This is a genomic window from Streptomyces sp. NBC_00631 (assembly GCF_045206895.1).
Taxonomy (GTDB): domain Bacteria; phylum Actinomycetota; class Actinomycetes; order Streptomycetales; family Streptomycetaceae; genus Streptomyces.
In genome coordinates, this window is record NZ_CP107734.1 from 1,394,296 (window position 1) to 1,408,773 (window position 14,478).

The following is a 14,478-nucleotide window of genomic DNA, read 5'->3' on the forward strand; positions in this document are numbered from 1 at the left end:
AGAACAGGAGCAGTACGCCAGGCGCCGGGCAGCCTGTCAAGGGTTTGTGCGGACATTTGATTTATAACGCTCTAACAACGTTGACCAGTGCGTGTCCTGCTTGGCTCGGTCTACGATCACCTCGGAGAAGACCCTCGATCAGGAAGGCCGACGGTGCCATCGCGCTCTGCCGTCCCGGACGGAAAGCGGCCGACGCTCAGCGACCTCGCGACGCGGGCAGGTGTCTCTGTGGCGCTCGCTTCCATGGTCATGCGCGGCGCCAAGGGTCCCAGCGCGGCAAGTCGCGAGCGGGTGCTGCGAGCCGCGCACGAGATCGGTTACCGGCCGGACAGCAGGGCCCGCCTCCTGCGCAGCAGCCGCTCGCACCTGGTGGGAGTGCAGTTCGACCTGCAACAGCCCTTCCACGCCGACATGGTCGAGGCGCTCTACGCCGCGGCGGGGGCGGCCGGCTATCAGATCGCCCTCAGTGCCGTCGCCGCGAGCCGCAGCGAACAGGAGGCGGTGGAGACGCTGCTCGCCGACCGATGCGAGGCACTGATCCTGCTCAGCCCATATGCCCCGGCGGCCAGGCTGGCAGAACTCGCGGCGCAGCTGCCCGTCGTCTCCGTGGCCCGCCGGCTGCACCCGCTCGCGGACGGCGTCGACGTCGTCCGCGCGGCCGACGACGAGGGCGCCCGCCAGGCGGTCGACCACCTCGTGGCACTGGGCCATCGCGACATCGTCCACATCGACGGGGGCAGGGCGCCGGGCGCGGCCGACCGGCGCCGCGGCTACAGGGCGGCCATGAAGCACCACGGCCTCACCGACCGCGTCCGCCTCGTGCCGGGCGGGCTGACCGAGGACCACGGCGCCGCAGCCGCACGGACACTCCTCGCCGAGGCAACCCGCCCCACCGCCGTCCTCGCCTTCAACGACCATTGCGCCATCGGCGTCCTCGACACCTTCCTGCGCGCCCGTATCCCTGTGCCCGAAGAGGTCTCGGTCGTCGGCTTCGACGACAGCCACCTCGCCCGCCTCGCCCACGTCCAACTCACCACGGTCGGGCAAGAAGCCCCCCAGCTGGCGCGCCGGGCCGTGAGCCGGGCCGTCGCCCGGCTGGAGGGTGAGGCGACGGACGACGAACGAGAAGTCGTCGTCACACCACACCTCGTCATACGAAGCACCACCAGGGCACCTTGCCGCCCTTGAGCCTCGCTGCTCCAGTCCCGGCTCGTTCTGGTCGGAGTTCCACCGCGACCCCAACACCCGCGGCTGCCCGCCGAGGGACCCGCCTACATCCAGGCGGACGAGCGAGCCAAGGAGGCAGGCAAGCGGAGGAACACGAGCCGCTGCCATGGACCGCGCTGTTCGGACACCGCGCCACCTGGGGCATGGAACGGGGTGGTATGAAGCGGATCTGCCAGCGGACTGAGGGCAGAGACCGATGAGTTGTATGACGACACCATGAGCCGCAAGCCAAGAACGCAGACTCCTGTCCCACGGGAGTCCGGGTCAGGCTCGCCTACCAGCCGCGGGCGACGTTCCGCAGGACGTAATGCACCCGGATCACCTAGGGGTTGGCATAGGCTCTCGGTCGCTGCATGAGGACCATCGTCGACCGGGCTCCGACCGAGCTGAAGAAGCGGGTCAAGAGCCACCAGCACGCGCATGCCCCGGCACGTCCAATTGCCGCATGAGTCCTACTTCACCACATGTTGTTTTTTGTTTCGATAATCGTCTATTTCGGGCAAGCTGCCCGCGCAGCTAGAGGTCGAGGACCAGGCGGTTGCCCTTGGCTCGGGAGACGCAGATCATCATGGTGTCGCCCGCGGCGCGTTCCTCTTCGTCCAGGACCGAGTCGCGGTGGTCGATCTGCCCGGACAACACCTTCGTCTCGCAGGTTCCGCAGATTCCCTCCTCACACGACGTCATCACCGACACACCAGCGCCTTCGACGGCCTCGAGAATGGACATGTCCTCAGAGATCGTCAGTGTCTTGCCCGACCGGGCGAGTTCGACCTCGAAGGTCGTGAGCAGTCCGGCGGCGACGTCCTTCTTCGGGGCGAAGCGCTCCAGGTGCAGAGACCCGCTCGGCCACTTCGCGCAGCCGGCCTCGACCGCCGCGAGCAGCGGCTCGGGGCCGCAGGCGTAGACGGCTGTCTTCCGTTGCGGCTTGCCGAGCAGCGAAGGCAGGTCCAGCAGCCCGTACTCGTCTTGCGGCCGCAGGCTCACCCGGTCTCCGTAGGCCCGTTGCAAGGTCTCGCCGAACGCCATCGACGCTCGGGTGCGGCCACCGTAGGCGAGGCGCCAGTCGGCGCGGCTCGCGTTGACTGCCGCGATCATGGGCAGGATGGGGGTGATTCCGATTCCGCCTGCGATGAACAGGTAGTTCTTGGCCTTCACCAGCGGAAAGTGGTTGCGTGGCCCGCGGATGCGCACCGACTCGCCTTCCGTGAGCAGGTCGTGCACATGGCTCGACCCACCCCGGCTTTCCGGTTCACGCAGGACCGCGACCTGAAAGCGGGACCGGTCTCCCGGGTCCCCGCACAGTGAATACTGCCGGACCAGGCCGGCGCTCAGTACCAGATCGATGTGGGCGCCCGGCTGCCATTCCGGCAATGGGCGGCCGTTCGGGTCGCGCAGCGTCAGCAGCACGACACCTTCGGCCATCGTCTCCTTGCGTTCCAGCACGAGGTCGACCTCGATTTCCGCGCCGATGGTGCTCATGATCCGCCTCTCATTTCTCACAGTGATGATTCGGTGATGCGTTCGTTGCCGAGAGGTCAGGCCGGGAAGCAGCGGCCGAAGTCGCGCAGCAATCGAGGAGAGCCCTGCAGCTTGATCTGGCGACGCACCAGCGCCCACGCCAACAGCGAAGGCTTGCTGAGGAAGCGCAGCCAGGTACGCGTGTCGGCGGTGATCCTGAGATCCGGCTCACCATGATGACCGTCGGCGACATCGAGTGCGCGGTCGCGGATGGTCACGGTGATCTGCCGGGACTCGTCGCCGGTGAAGGTGAAGTGATAGGTGGCGGACATGTCCTTGGCCTGTTCACGCTGGAAGATCAGCGGGAGGCCTTCCACCAAGCCGTCGATGCTGTTCGCGCGTAGGCTCATCGCCACATGTTTCGTCCTCTTGTTGGGGAACCTGTCGGCCACATGCTGCTCGGCGTCGGAACCCTGGACGACGTAGACGGTCTCTTCCTTGTCCATCAGTGGACGCACGACTTGGGTCAGATGTGCTTTGCGATCGTCCAGCCAGGGGCCGATGACGTCTTCGCCGGCCGGGCAGACGGACATGCAATAGGCCGCTTTGTAGTTGGCGCCGAAGGACAGGCTCTGCCACATCGAGGCACTCTCGCTGTCGCTCACTCGTGAGCGGTAGTCGTGGGCGTCACGGCTTTCGGCGACCTGTTCGGCCCAGTCGCCGAAGCCACCCATGAACTCGCGGTAGTTGTGCGTGTAGCAGGCGGAGAAGTTGAAGTGACCGTCGGAGGCGATCGCCCCGGTCGGGCAGGCTGTCACGCACAGCTTGCATTCCAGGCAGGGGTTGTACTCGATGGGCCGGCTGTATTCGCTGACCTCGGCGTCGATGAGGATGGTGCCCAGCAGGACGAAGTTGCCGAATTTGGGGTGGATGACGTTGCGGTGGATGCCCATCTTGCCGAGCCCCGCCGCCACGGCGACCGGCTTGTGCGAGACGACCCACGCCTTTCTGGGGAACTTGTCCATCTCCATCGGAAAACCCATCGCTGGGTTGATGGCACGCACGCCCATCGCTTCCAGTTCGCCCACCACCTGTCGGCCGACCTCATTGGTGTGGTCGCCGGTGTGATGGAACTCCAGGTTGGCGACCGAGCGTGCGGGAGTGCGGATGTTCTCCCTGTTCATTCGGGTCACGATGCTGATCAACGTCCGGACACCCGGCAGCGCGGCGTTCAAGTCATTTCGCTGTTCGGCGATGTCCGGCCGGTCGATCTCGACGAAGCCGACGTCGTCCGCACCCGCGTCGAGACACAACTGGCGCAGCCACGACGCATCCAGCGGTTCGGCGGGCCGGTCGCCGGTACGTTCGCGTCGGCGGGCCTGGACGACGGTGGGATGGTCTTCGAGCCTGTTCCTTGCCATCGAGTGTCACCTCACGGGGCGGGGGACGTACAAGTTTCATGAAGCAACTCGAACCCTAGCCGTGCGAGTTTCATGAAGCAACTCGCTTCCCGGTTGTGAGCATTCCGTTGAGACTTCTGCTGACCCGATTGCAACGGACCGACATGGAAGGGGAGGTCGGAGGGCCGCTTTCGCCGAACCACCGAAACGGCCCGTACTCCAGGCAGCTACGGCAGCGGTAAACGGGTGCGCGGTAGTTCACGCCCGGCAGGAGGGGTGGGAGATGGGGCCGCAGGAGGGCATCACCCAGTCGGCCGACACCCCCGCTTCCGGCGCAGGCTTATCGCGGCGTCAGCGTGCACTCCGGCTGTGGGCCGCTCTTCGCGCGTACTCCAGGAGCGAAGCGACCAGCAAGGTCAACTTCGCCGCCGACGGGAAACGACGACGGCTTGGGTGGCCGGCAACGGCAATTTCTTTCTCACTGATCGCGACTCGGTACGTGCCCAGCCTGTAGTGGCGAACCTGTTGCGACGCTTCGGATATCAGACCGGCAAGTCGGTGAGCGCCGGCCCGGGAAGCAAGTCAACGGCATCCGGGCCCACCACTTGTCCGCATTGGGCGCACACGAGCTGTTCCCGAACGCTGCCTCCGCATCCCGCGTGACTCGTGATGCGCGGCGGACCGCCCGGGCCCTCGGCATGCTTATCGCCCCAGTGCATCAAAGAAAGCACCGCTGTGAGCAAGTCCTTGGCCTTGTTCGTCGGCTGGTACTCATAGCGAGCGGGCCGCTCCTGATAACAGACCCGATCCAGCAGCCCGTCGTCGACCAGCTTGGAGAGGCGATTGGTGAGTACATTGCGGGCGATACCGAGACTGTCCTGAAACTCCTCGAACCGGCGCAGGCCAAGCATGGCGTCGCGGATGATCAGCAAGGTCCAGCGCTCGCCCACAATCTCCAGAGTCCGGGCGATGGAGCACAGTTGACTGTCGTAGGTTCGGCCCAACATGCTGCGAATCTAGCATGTTGCGTCAAGCAACTGACAGCTTGAGGGGTGAGGTCGCTCACCCCGGGGTGGGCGGCGAGCCCAGCAGCTCGACCTGTAACCGAGGATTCGGCGGAAGGTCAACCACCCGCGTCGGGACTCGAGTGCCGGCTTCCCACGACCGGTCCCTCGCCCACCACGACGCCGGCGCGCGGCACCGTGGAGTCGAACTGCATCCCGCTCCACGCCGAACGGAAGGGGGTGACCATGCCACAGTGCGGCGATCACGCCACCGCGGTCAACAGGTCGGCCACCACCTCCGGCCTCTCCAGTGCGATGAAGTGGTTCGCTCCCGGCACCTGTGTGAATTCGGCGGCCGGCAGCATCTTCTTGTTGGCTTCCCGGTCGGAGGGCCGGGACCAGTCCTTCTCGCCGTAGACGAGGTGGACGGGGGCCTTGACCTCGGGGTAGCGGGAGCGGGCCGCGATGAGGCTGGGCATGTTCCGGTACAGAGCGCGGGCGACAGTCGGGAAGCCGGGACGCCGGCCTGACCGGAGGAGCTCGTCCAGGTAGTCCTCCCGGAAAGCGGCCTTGTCGCCCACGCCGCCCTGCAGGATTCTGCGCAGGACGGGCTTGGGCTCCTGCTGGGCGATCACCGGACCCACCCCCGGAGCGATGATTCCGCCGATCACCACGCGGGCGAGGACACTGGACCGGGCGATTCCGTCGCGGTAGTCGTACGCGTTCACCGCGACGACGCGCCGCACCCGCCCGGGCAGATCGGCCGCGGTGGTAAGGGCGAGTACCCCGCCCAACGACTCCCCGACCAGTGTCACGTCGGAGAGGTCGAGTTCGGTCAGCAGCCGTTCGACGCCCGCGCGCAGCGCCGGCTCTTCGTACGACGCGCCGGGCACGATCTCGGAGTGGCCCATCCCCGGCAGATCGAGGGCGTACACGGTGTAATGGTGCGAGACCATCGGCATGAGGAAGCGGAAGTGCTCGGCCTGCGTGCGCAGAGTGTGCAGCAGGACCAGAGGAGCGCCGGTGCCCGCCTTGAGGTAGCGCAGGGTTCCCTCGCTGCCGTGACGGCCGGCACGCGGGGCGATGGTGTGGCTGGTGGTCCCCGGAATATGGATCGCGGGACGTGACTCGCGGTCGGGCATGTCGCCGTTTCCTTCTGTGTGAACTGCGGATGAGGGATGTGGACACGGTCAGGCAGGCGGGGTGACACGCGGCCACGCCCCTCACTGTGGTCCGCGGCCTACTTGGCCAGCTGGGGGTACAGGGCGGTGAGGTCGCCGGCGAGGCCGGCTTTGACCTGGCGGGAGATGTCGTCGGCGAGGACCTCGTGGGCGCCGGTCTCGATGCCGTCGAGGGCGAGGGCGGCGACATGGCGCGGGTCGGACTTGGGTGCGTCGACGCCTTCGGTCAGGTCGGTGTCGACGTAGCCGACGTGCAGTCCGGTCACCGTGATGCCGCGCGGTTCGAGTTCCAGGCGCAGGGAGTTGGTCTGTGACCACAGGGCGGCCTTGGAGGCGCTGTAGGAGCCGCTGAGTGCGATCCAGGACAGCACGGAGTGCACGTTGAGGAGGTGGCCGCCGCCGTTGGCCTCGATGACCGGCGCGAACGCGCGGGTGAGGAGGAGCGGGCCGTAGAAGTTGGTCTCGAACTCCCGGCGCACGTCCTCGACCGGGGAGTCGAGGAAGGAGGCGCCGACCGAGGCGCCGGCGTTGTTGATCAGCACGGTGACGTCCTGCGCCTGTGCGGCGGCCGCCGTAACGGAGGCGGGGTCGGTGACCTCCAGGGCCACCGGGACCGCGTCCGGGTGCGTCACCGTGCGCGGGTCACGGGCGGTGGCGTACACCTTGCCGGCCCCGCGCGCGTACAGCTCCTCCACCAGCGCCTTGCCGATGCCCCGGCTGCCGCCGGTGACGAAGACGTGCGCGTCCTTCAAAGCGGTCATGACTGTCTCCACAGAATGAGAAACCGATCAGTTTCAACGAGCGTAAACCGATCGGTTTCCAGACGCAAGTTCAGCCAGGAAATTACTTCCCAGGACCCCACACCAGCTGGACTCAGGTTGATTCACGATCAGGAGGACGACAGCCCGTCGGTAGAACGGCTCCAGTGCGGCGTCGCCCCGGCGGATCAACGTGGCCGGAGCGATGCCCCGGATACCCGGCAGCTCCATCAGCACCCGGCACGGCAGCGGCTGGGCGAAGGCGGCGAGCAGAACACAGCTGCCCGTCGAGTCGATCCGGGCCTGTGTCGCGTCGAGCAGTTCCCCCGCGATGTCCTCGATCATCGGTATGGCGTCCGCGAAGCGCCGGGCGCTGAAGAAGCAGGTGACCACCCAGCGCAGCCCGGGAAGGGTGGCGGTGGCATTGTTGGCCAGCGCGGGCGGCAGGGTGAAGCCGGCTCGGGCGGGCACCCGCAAGGCAGCCAGCGATAGCGGGGTCACCGCGTGCTGGGCGTTGTCCGGCCCACATGTTCGTCACCGGCCCCGACGTCATCAAGACGGCCACCGGCGAGGACGTCGGCTTCGAGGAGCTGGGCGGCGCCCGCACCCACAACTCCGTCTCCGGCGTGGCCCACCACACGGCCGGCGACGAGAAGGACGCCGTCGAGTACGTCAAGCAGCTGCTGCCCTACCTGCCGTCCAACAACCTCTCCGAGCCCCCGGTCTTCCCCGAGGAGGCCGACCTCGCCGTCACCGACGAGGACCGCGAGCTGGACACCCTGGTCCCGGACAGCGCCAACCAGCCGTACGACATCCACACGGTGATCGAACACGTCCTCGACGACGGCGAGTCCTTCGAGACGCAGGCCCTGTTCGCCCCGAACATCGTCACCGGCTTCGGCCGCGTGGAGGGCCACCCGGTCGGCATCGTCGCCAACCAGCCCATGCAGTTCGCCGGCTGCCTGGACATCAAGGCCAGCGAGAAGGCCTCCCGCTTCGTCCGCACCTGCGACGCCTTCAACGTCCCGGTCATCACCTTCGTCGACGTCCCCGGCTTCCTGCCCGGCGTCGACCAGGAGCACGACGGCATCATCCGCCGCGGCGCCAAGCTGATCTACGCCTACGCCGAGGCCACCGTCCCCCTCATCACCGTCATCACCCGCAAGGCCTTCGGCGGCGCCTACGACGTCATGGGCTCCAAGCACCTGGGCGCCGACCTCAACCTCGCCTGGCCCACCGCCCAGATCCCCGTCACGGGCGCCCAGAGCGCCGTCAACATCCTGCAGCTGTCGTTCGCACTCCGGAGGCCGAGGGTTACAGGCGCGAAGTGTTCCGTAGGTGGTGACGCGCGTACGGCCACCAGTGTCCGCGATGGCACGCCCCGTCCCATGACGACCTAGGGATGGGTGAAGCCGTTGCAGATCTTGCCCGTGCCACAGTCAGGTCGGCGTAGGCCCGTCTGCCGCTGCTCGGGGGCCTGGCGACAACCCTCCAATCGGGCCCCTAATCAAGGGGAGGAAACGGTCGTTCCGGGCCTGGAGAAGGGGACCAGGAGTCTCGGGCGCGGTCACAGGATCAGGGGTGGACGAGACCGACGTCGGTGAGCGAGGACTCAGCGCTCGCGTCGTCCGCGTACCTCGTCGTGTAGGGCCGTAGGTTCCACGCCTCGACCGTGTACCCGAGTCCGCCTGCATCTCCGGCACGAGCCTCGATCCGCCAGGGAGCACTGCCGGTCGGATAGAAGCGCAGGGTCAGCGTCCGGCCCGACGGCAGGTAGAACTCGGCCACGGAACGGTCCACCACGACGCGGAATTCGACGGGGGCGCCGGGCGCCATCGGGACGCGGTACGTGCCGCCGTGCGCACGCGGGTCGAGGGAGGCGTGGTCGCGGTCCACGACGAGTTCACCGGTGGCCGGGTCGAGGCTGATGTCGAGATACTCGGTGCCGTCGGCGGAGGTCACCAGCCGTAGCCCCGCCGCCGTCCCGGCGGTGTGAGCCTCCAGGCGGGCTGTCAGGTCGAAGCTCGTGCCGACCGTACCGAGGACGGCCGGTCCCGCGGTCTTCCCGGTCGTAGTCACGGCACGCCCCGCGCGCAGCGCGAGGAGTTCTGTGGCCGGCTGCTGGTGTACGGTGCCGTCTTCGGTGAGGGTTACCTCGCGTGGCAGGGTCAGCAGTCCGGCCCAGCCGGCCTCGCGTACCCATGCGGGGTCGCGGGCTTCCCATGACCAGCCCCACAGCAGCCACCGGCCGTCCGGGGCGGGCAGCAGCGCCGGGGCGTAGAAGTCGGGGCCGTGATCGAGGAGGGTGGGGGCGTCGGCGAGGAAGTGGCCGTCCTGCTCGCGGCCGGAGTAGACCACGGTCCGGCGTGGTCCCCGCTCGGGGTCCCAGGCGCTGAGGATCAGGGCACCGCGTCCGCCGGCGTGCAGGTACTGGGGGCATTCCCAGCCGAGTCCCGTGTCGGCGCCCGGTGCCACTGCCTGCGGGGCTCGGTCCAGGAACGGCCCACGGTATGCCCACTGTTCGAGGTCGAGGGACTCGTACAGCAGGGCTGCCGCGCGGCTGTCGGCCTGGGCGGAGCCGACCAGCATGCGCCAGCGGCCGGCTTCCCGCCACACGTACGGGTCGCGGTACATGGTGGTGCCCTCGGGCGGTTCGGGGATGAGCAGGCTGCCGCGAGGTGTCCAGGTGACACCGTTGTCCAGGGATTCGGCGGTGGTGACGGGCTGGGCCCAGCGGTCGGTGCGGAAGGCGGAGTAGAAGGCGACCATGCGGTCGCCGTCGGAGACGGCGTTGCCGGAGAAGCAGCCGTCGGCGTCCTCGCCGCCCGGTGTGGGGGTGAGGGCGACGGGGAGTTCTTCCCAGGTGAGCAGGTCTGGGCTGCGGAAGTGGCCCCAGTGCATGTTCGCGTGTTCGGGCCCGTACGGGTTGTACTGGAAGCACACGTGGTAGTGGCCGTCGTGGTAGGCCAGCCCGTTGGGGTCGTTGATCCAGTTGCGGGGCGGGCGCAGGTGTGCGGCGGGCAGGTGGGGGTCTGCGGGCAGGACGGACACGCAGGGGTCCTTTCGGTGTGGGGGCAGTGAGAGCGGGGTCAGCCCTTGACGCCGGTGGAGGCGATGCTGTTGACGAACGACCGCTGGAAGGCCACGAACAGGGCGAGGATGGGCACGGTGATCATGGAGGAGTAGGCCATGACCTGGCCCCAGCCCACGTTGAGCTGGAAGAAGTAGGAGATGCCCACCATGACCGGACGCAGGTTCTCGCTCTGTACGACCATGAGCGGCCAGAGGTAGGAGTTCCAGGCGGGCAGGAAGGTGAGGATGGCGACGGTCGCGATGGCCGGGCCGGACAGCGGCATGACGATGCGCCGGTAGATGGTGAACCAGCCGGCGCCGTCGACGACGGCCGCCTCGTCGAGTTCCTTGGGGATGCTCTGGAAGTACTGGTGGAAGAAGAAGATCGAGAAGGCGTTCGCGACGAACGGCACGATCTGTACCTGGTAGGTGTCCATCCAGCCGGTGGTCCACTCCAGGTGGAAGCCGTTGACGCGGAGCAGCGGCAGCTGGTTGACCCACCACACCAGGGGCAGGGCGAAGGTCTCGAACGGCACGATGAGGGTGGCGATGATCGCGGTCAGCACCACCTTGCGGCCGGGCCAGCGCATCCGTGAGAGGGCGAACGCGGCGAGGCTGTTGACGATGATGCCGAGGACGACGGTGACCGAGGAGATCAGCACGGAGTTCAGCAGGAAGCGGGCTGCCGGGACGCGGTCGAAGACGCCGGTGTAGTTGTCCAGGGACAGGGCGCCGACCGGCAGGAAGGCGCGTACGGAGCCGAGGTCGCCGAAGATCTGGCCGTCCGCCTTGAACGACGAGACGAACATGAAGACGAGCGGGAGCACGAAGACCAGGGCGAGTACGACTCTGCCGACGTGACCGGCGAGGTGCTTGGGGCGGAGGGAGGCCATGTCAGTCCTTCTCCCGGGTCAGGAATCGCTGGATGAGGGAGACGGCGAGCACGAGGACGAAGAAGACCAGCGAGATCGCGGACGCGTAGGCGGTCTGCTGCTGGTCGTAGCCGGTGTGCACGGCCTGGTAGACCACGGTGGTGGTGGAGTCGAGCGGGCCGCCCTGGGTCATCACCCGGATCTGGGTGAACAGGCTGAATGCCGAGATGGTGATGGTGACCAGCACGAAGGTGCGGGTGTCGTGCAGGCCGGGCCAGGTGACGTGGCGGAAGCGGTCCCAGCGGGTGGCCCCGTCCAGGTCGGCTGCTTCGTACAGCTCGGCGGGGATGGTCTGCAGGCCGGCCAGCCAGATGATCATGTGGAAGCCGACGCCCTGCCACACCGACATCAGGATGATGGCGGGCATGGCGGTGGCCGGGTCGCCCAGCCAGTCCGGGCCGTGCACATGGCCGAGGGTGAGCGCCGACAGGACGCGGTTGATCAGGCCGTCCTGCCGGTAGAGGAAGGTCCACAGGATGGACACGACCACCATTGAGGTGACGACCGGCAGGAAGTAGACGGTCCTGAAGAAGTTGACGCCCCGCACCTCCGCGTTGACCAGCAGTGCCAGCACCAGGGCGAGCCCGGCCTGGAGCGGTACGACGACGACGGCGAAGTAGACGGTGTTGCGCAGGGACTTGTAGAAGACCGGGTCCTGGAAGAGCAGGGTGAAGTTCCTGAGGCCCACGAAGCGGGCCGGGGTGGGTGAGATGAGCCGGGCGTCGGTGAACGCCAGGCCGAAGGCGAGGGCGACCGGTACGACGAGGAAGACGATCAGCAGCACGACGGCCGGGGTGGCCATGCCGAGGGCGGTGAGGCTCTCTCGGCGGCGGGCGTTGGTCGTTCGGGTTCGACGGACCGGACGCAGCCGTTCAAGGGCTGCGATCATGGTGGTCACGGTAGCTCCAGGGGAGCCGGTCCGGCTCGGGCAACGCGGGGTCGGGGCCCGGGCCGGACCGGGGCGGGTCAGCCGGCGTAGTAGTTGTTCGTCTTGAGGTTGTTGTCGATGTCCTTCGCGGCCTGGCCGAGCGCGCTCTTGGGATCGGCGCCGGCCAGGATGTCCTCGGCCGCCTTCTCGAACACGGTGGAGATGTACGGGTAGGCCGGGGTGACCGGGCGCACTTCCGCGTACTTGCGGGCGAACTGGACGAGCACGTTGAACTGCCCGCCCGCCTGGTAGCCGTCGACCTGCTTCGCGGCGGCCTCGGTGCCGGGGAGGGTGCCGGTGGCCTTGGCGTAGTCGACGAAGTACCTGGTCTGGCGCGAGAACTTCAGCCACGCCTGCGCGCCGGCCTTGTTGGAGCAGCTGGAACTCATCGCCCACTGCCAGGACGCGCCGCCGATCTTGGGCCCGTTGCCGAAGTCGACCGGCGGGATGATCGCGAGGTCGTCGCCGAGCTTCTTGGCGCTCTTGGCCGCGTCCCAGCTGCCGTCCCACTGGATGGCGCTCTTGCCGTTGAGGAAATCGTCGTTGGGGCTGGCCCCGGACTTCTTGGCCATGAAGCCCTTGGTCACCAGCGAGCGGAACCAGGTGGCCCAGGCAAGGGAGTTCTTGCCGTCAAGCGTGCCGGAGGCGCTCTTGTATCCGTCGCGGTTGATCAGGTCGCCGCCGAAGCTCTCCAGCTGAGGGGAGTAGGCATACGGCCACCACTCGCCGCTGCCGCCGGTGCCCATCTCCAGGGGGTACTGGAACTTGCCGCTCTTCTTAAGCTTGGCCAAGGCGGAGTCGAACTCGTTTTTGGTCCAGGGCTTGTCGATGGTCGGGATGCGGATGCCGTACTTGGTCAGTACCGACTTGCGGGCGAAGAAGGTGAGGGCGACGTCGTAGAAACCGAATCCGTAGACCTTGCCGTTGTAGCGGCCGACGGTGCTGGCCAGCTGGTCGGAGAGCGGGACCTGGCTGCCGGAGACGTCGATCGGGGACAGGTATCCGCCCCAGGCCCAGTTCGCCACGTTGGGGCCGTCCACGTCCATCAGACAGGGCAGCTTGTGGGCCGAGGCGGCGGCCACGACGGAGTTGTTGTAGTCGCTCTGCGGGAACGCCTGGAGCTTGACCTTGTACGTGCTCTGAGAGCCGTTGAAGTCATTGATGATCTTCTTGACGACGTCAAGCTCGGCCGAGTTGCCGGCGTTGTGCGTCCACAAGGTGATCGTGTCGCCACTGGCTCCGGACGAGCTGCCGCCACTTCCGGTCGCGCATCCGGCGACCAGCGCGGTCGCCGCCGCTGCCGCTACACTCGCCAGGGCGAGGCGCCTGATTCTGAACACCACGAGGTTCCTCCATCTCACTGAGGCGGGTCTTGCCGGACCCGCCGGTGCGACCGGTTGCGACGGTCGCTGTTCTTGGTGGTCGTCCCGCCGCCCGGGTCCAGGTCCGGGCGGCAGGGCAACCGGTCTGCGGATGCCCGGCTCAGCTCTCGGCAGGGGCGCCGATGGAGGCACGTTCCTGCAGCGGCATGGGCACACGGTGGACGGCGTCTTCGAGCGCCCCCTCGCCGAGGATCAGCTCCACGGCGAGACGGCCGAGGCGGTAGTGCGGCAGCTTCAGGGTGGTGAGCGCCGGGCGTAGCACGGAAGCGATGTCCTGGTCGTCGAAGGAGACCACCGACACATCGCCGGGCACCGACAGACCCGCCTCACCGAGCGCCTGGTAGGCACCCATGGACACCCGATCGGTCAGGCACACCAGCGCCCGGGGGCGGTGACCGGCCGTGAGCAGGGCGGAGACTTCCCGGTAGCCGTCGTGCGTGTCCCAGTCGCATTCGATGACACCGTCCAGTCGGCCACCGCCCGCGCGCAGGACCTCCTCCAGGCCGCGCATCCGCTCGTTGCCCGCGATGATCCCTTCCGGTGTGGCTGGCACGGCTTGATGACCGCCGATCGCCCAGATGCCCTCGGTGTGGCCGGCCGCGAGCAGGGCGCGGGCGGCGTCCCGGCCGGCCTCCGGCTCGTCCGGAATCACGGAGGGCGCGTCGAAACCCGGGGCCAGGCAGTTCAGCAGGACCACCCGCCGTCCGAACAGCTCCTTGGGCGGAGTGACGTACCGGGTGAACATGGACGCGTAGATCACCGCGTCCACCTGGCGGTCGAGCAGTGCGTGGACCAGCGACTCCTCCGCGTCACGGTCTCCCCCCGCCTCTGTGATGAACAGCAGATGCTCCCGCTCCCGGGCGGCCTCCATCGCGCCGCGGATCACGTCACCCGCGAACGGGGTCGTGGTGATCCGGTCCGAGACGAAGCCGATGGTCTGGGTCGACTTCGTCCGCAGGCTGCGCGCGGTGACGTTCGGGCGGTAGCCCAGCTCCCGGGCGGCCTCCAGCACCCGTTCGCGGGAGGCGGCGGAGATGCGCATGTCGGTGCGGCCGGACAGGGCGAACGACGCGGTCGTCGGCGAGACGCCTGCCCTGCGGGCAACGTCGGCCATGGTCACGCGGCGTTCAGACATC

Annotated in this window: 12 protein-coding genes and 1 pseudogene; 2 read left to right on the plus strand and 11 right to left on the minus strand. The window is 67.9% G+C overall.

All coding sequences use genetic code 11. The features are described from left to right. Window positions 1-153 precede the first annotated feature (153 nt). Window positions 154-1,188, plus strand: coding sequence for a LacI family DNA-binding transcriptional regulator (locus OHB00_RS06570; RefSeq protein WP_406432193.1), 1,035 nt, complete (start codon window positions 154-156; stop codon window positions 1,186-1,188). Window positions 1,189-1,743: 555 nt separating this feature from the next. Here the strand turns inward: OHB00_RS06570 and OHB00_RS06575 are convergent. The 6 genes from OHB00_RS06575 to OHB00_RS06600 all read right to left on the minus strand — a co-directional run bounded on the left by OHB00_RS06575 (window position 1,744) and on the right by OHB00_RS06600 (window position 7,529). Then, window positions 1,744-2,706, minus strand: coding sequence for a PDR/VanB family oxidoreductase (locus OHB00_RS06575; protein ID WP_406432195.1), 963 nt, complete (start codon window positions 2,704-2,706; stop codon window positions 1,744-1,746). Between the two features lie 56 nt (window positions 2,707-2,762). Beyond that, on the minus strand, window positions 2,763-4,106 hold the full coding sequence (locus OHB00_RS06580; protein WP_406432197.1) for an SCP2 sterol-binding domain-containing protein: 1,344 nt from the start codon (window positions 4,104-4,106) through the stop codon (window positions 2,763-2,765). A gap of 521 nt (window positions 4,107-4,627) precedes the next feature. Beyond that, window positions 4,628-5,092, minus strand: coding sequence for a winged helix-turn-helix transcriptional regulator (locus OHB00_RS06585; protein WP_406432199.1), 465 nt, complete (start codon window positions 5,090-5,092; stop codon window positions 4,628-4,630). 260 nt (window positions 5,093-5,352) lie between these two features. Further along, window positions 5,353-6,231, minus strand: a complete 879-nt coding sequence (locus OHB00_RS06590) for an alpha/beta fold hydrolase (protein ID WP_406432201.1) — start codon at window positions 6,229-6,231, stop codon at window positions 5,353-5,355. Window positions 6,232-6,329: 98 nt separating this feature from the next. Continuing rightward, a complete protein-coding gene (locus OHB00_RS06595; protein ID WP_406432203.1) occupies window positions 6,330-7,031 on the minus strand; it encodes an SDR family oxidoreductase in 702 nt (233 codons plus the stop codon). Window positions 7,032-7,064: 33 nt separating this feature from the next. Further along, a complete protein-coding gene (locus tag OHB00_RS06600) occupies window positions 7,065-7,529 on the minus strand; it encodes a hypothetical protein (RefSeq protein ID WP_406432205.1) in 465 nt (154 codons plus the stop codon). Between the two features lie 20 nt (window positions 7,530-7,549). Between OHB00_RS06600 and OHB00_RS06605 the strand changes: the two are divergent. Continuing rightward, window positions 7,550-8,311: pseudogene (locus OHB00_RS06605) on the plus strand (acyl-CoA carboxylase subunit beta); the annotation flags it as partial. A 292-nt stretch (window positions 8,312-8,603) separates the two neighbouring features. Here the strand turns inward: OHB00_RS06605 and OHB00_RS06610 are convergent. From OHB00_RS06610 to OHB00_RS06630, 5 genes are all read right to left on the minus strand, one after another. Then, window positions 8,604-10,079 (minus strand): glycoside hydrolase family 32 protein, encoded by a 1,476-nt coding sequence (locus OHB00_RS06610; protein ID WP_406432207.1) that lies wholly within the window; start codon window positions 10,077-10,079, stop codon window positions 8,604-8,606. 38 nt (window positions 10,080-10,117) lie between these two features. Further along, window positions 10,118-10,993: a carbohydrate ABC transporter permease gene (locus OHB00_RS06615; RefSeq protein ID WP_406432209.1), complete on the minus strand. Its 876-nt coding sequence runs from the start codon at window positions 10,991-10,993 to the stop codon at window positions 10,118-10,120. Between the two features lies 1 nt (window position 10,994). Then, entirely contained in the window at window positions 10,995-11,921 is a 927-nt protein-coding gene (locus OHB00_RS06620; RefSeq protein ID WP_406432211.1) for a carbohydrate ABC transporter permease, read from the minus strand. Between the two features lie 77 nt (window positions 11,922-11,998). Further along, window positions 11,999-13,300, minus strand: a complete 1,302-nt coding sequence (locus OHB00_RS06625) for an extracellular solute-binding protein (protein ID WP_406432213.1) — start codon at window positions 13,298-13,300, stop codon at window positions 11,999-12,001. Between the two features lie 142 nt (window positions 13,301-13,442). Beyond that, entirely contained in the window at window positions 13,443-14,477 is a 1,035-nt protein-coding gene (locus OHB00_RS06630; protein ID WP_406432215.1) for a LacI family DNA-binding transcriptional regulator, read from the minus strand. Window position 14,478: the final 1 nt, after the last annotated feature.

What these genes read in the sequence shown, in the direction of transcription:
- OHB00_RS06575 (WP_406432195.1), bottom strand. Translation starts at nt 2,706, where the DNA reads ATGAGCACCATCGGCGCGGAAATCGAGGTCGACCTCGTGCTGGAACGC.
- OHB00_RS06580 (WP_406432197.1), bottom strand. Translation starts at nt 4,106, where the DNA reads ATGGCAAGGAACAGGCTCGAAGACCATCCCACCGTCGTCCAGGCCCGC.
- OHB00_RS06585 (WP_406432199.1), bottom strand. Translation starts at nt 5,092, where the DNA reads ATGTTGGGCCGAACCTACGACAGTCAACTGTGCTCCATCGCCCGGACT.
- OHB00_RS06590 (WP_406432201.1), bottom strand. Translation starts at nt 6,231, where the DNA reads ATGCCCGACCGCGAGTCACGTCCCGCGATCCATATTCCGGGGACCACC.
- OHB00_RS06595 (WP_406432203.1), bottom strand. Translation starts at nt 7,031, where the DNA reads ATGACCGCTTTGAAGGACGCGCACGTCTTCGTCACCGGCGGCAGCCGG.
- OHB00_RS06615 (WP_406432209.1), bottom strand. Translation starts at nt 10,993, where the DNA reads ATGGCCTCCCTCCGCCCCAAGCACCTCGCCGGTCACGTCGGCAGAGTC.
- OHB00_RS06620 (WP_406432211.1), bottom strand. Translation starts at nt 11,921, where the DNA reads ATGATCGCAGCCCTTGAACGGCTGCGTCCGGTCCGTCGAACCCGAACG.
- OHB00_RS06630 (WP_406432215.1), bottom strand. Translation starts at nt 14,477, where the DNA reads ATGTCTGAACGCCGCGTGACCATGGCCGACGTTGCCCGCAGGGCAGGC.